The sequence below is a fragment of the Nocardia farcinica genome (assembly GCF_029867845.1).
In the GTDB taxonomy this organism is placed as follows: Bacteria; Actinomycetota; Actinomycetes; order Mycobacteriales; family Mycobacteriaceae; genus Nocardia; species Nocardia farcinica_A.
In genome coordinates, this window is the sequence record NZ_JARWRU010000827.1 from 1 (window position 1) to 1,665 (window position 1,665).

The following is a 1,665-nucleotide window of genomic DNA, read 5'->3' on the forward strand; positions in this document are numbered from 1 at the left end:
ATTGCCGAACCAGCCCAGTCGGAAACGATTGGCGGCCATGGTTTTACCTCCGGGGTGCAGAAAGCGGGCAGCGGCTTCAGAAGGCGAGCAGGTTGTCGCGGAAGGGGACGTTGTCGTAGCCGTCGCGGATGAGCCCGCGCCTGCGCAGGGCGGGGCTGAGACCGTCGGTGTATTCGGCGATGGTGCGGCGGTTGAGCGAGCTGGGCTGGTAGAGCAGGAATCCGTCGCCGCCGACCTCGTCCATGATCTCGCCCATCTTCGCGGCCACGGTGTCCGGCGAGCCGATCAGGCCGAGGTCGCCGATCTGGCGCACGCCGGTGACGACCTCGCGCAGCGTCTTGTCCTCGTTGCCCTCGACGTACTTGCGCATGGAGCTCTGTTCGCCGTTGCCGAGGATGTCGGGCATGGGGGCGTCGAGGTCGAAGGTGCTGAAATCGACGGTGCCGCCGCTGATGTAGGACAGCTGCCAGAGCACCCGTTCGATGTGCTCGGGGGTGGTGGTCCGCGCCACCCTGGCGCGTTCGCGCTCCCAGGCCTCGGCGTCGGTCTCGGCGAGCATGGGCGAGACAAGGAACATGATCTTGCAGTCGCCGGGCTTGCGGCCGTGGGCGAGCAGCCGCTGGTGCATGTCCTCGCGGAAGGCCTTCATCTGCTCGGGGGTGTGGCCCATCGCGAGCATGGTGTCGGCGTGCTGGGCGGCCAGCTCACGGCCCGGGATCGAGTTGCCCGCCTGCGCGACCACCGGGCGCCGCTGCGGGCCGGGGATGGTGTTGAGCGGGCCTCGGACCGAGTAGTACCTGCCGCGGTGATCGATGGTGTGCACCTTGGACGCGTCGGCGTACATGGGGGTCTCGGGGTCGTTGACGATGGCGGTGGGCTCCCAGGAGTCCCACAGCTTGCCGACGACGTCCATCCACTCCCCCGCCATCGCGTAGCGCTCGTCGTGCGGCAGGTGCTCGTCGTAGCCGAAGTTCTGCGCCACCCGGTGCGTCACCGAGGTCACCACGTTGATGCCGGCGCGGCCGTCGGTGAGATGGTCGAGGGTGACCATCAGCCGGGCGGCGGTATAGGGCTGGTACTGGATGGTGGACATGGTGTTGATGACGCCGATGTGCTCGGAGCCCTGCGTCATCAGCGGCACCAGCGGCAGCGGGTCGTTCTTGGGCGCCATTTCGCCGTGGGCGAGCGTCCAGGCCGCCGAGCCGCCGTAGGTGTCCTCCACCATGGCGGTGTCCTCGATGAAGACGAAGTCGAATCCGCCGCGTTCGAGGGCGGCGGTCATCTCCACATAGCGTTGCGGCTTCATCCAGTCGGTGGCCGCGTTGCCGTCGAAGACGCCGCGCCATGGCTGGATGCCGAATCCCTGTCCGAGGAACCAACCGAGATGGAACATGCGCAACTCCTCCGCTCGTAGAAGATTTCGTGCCAAGTGCACCGCCGGGCGAAGTCCGATGCGTTTCCCGTCTTTCACAAGTTGATTTCGCAGCAGCCGCAGGCGTTTCCGTGTCTTCGGCGACGCCCTGAACTGGGGATTCGCGGTCATTTCGCCGCACACTCCCGGCAAAACGCCGCGGGATGCGCATCCGTGGAAACGGGGGGGGGGGGGGGGGCGGGCGGGGGGGGGGGGGAGGGCCGCGGCCGGCGCGGCGGCGGCGAGGCGCGCGC

General features: G+C 68.2%; 1 protein-coding gene. It reads right to left on the reverse strand.

Annotation, left to right across the window (positions count from 1 at the left end):
* Positions 1-76: 76 nt before the first annotated feature.
* Positions 77-1,393: an NtaA/DmoA family FMN-dependent monooxygenase gene (locus QH283_RS17965; protein ID WP_280504148.1), complete on the reverse strand. Its 1,317-nt coding sequence runs from the start codon at positions 1,391-1,393 to the stop codon at positions 77-79.
* Positions 1,394-1,665 lie beyond the last annotated feature (272 nt).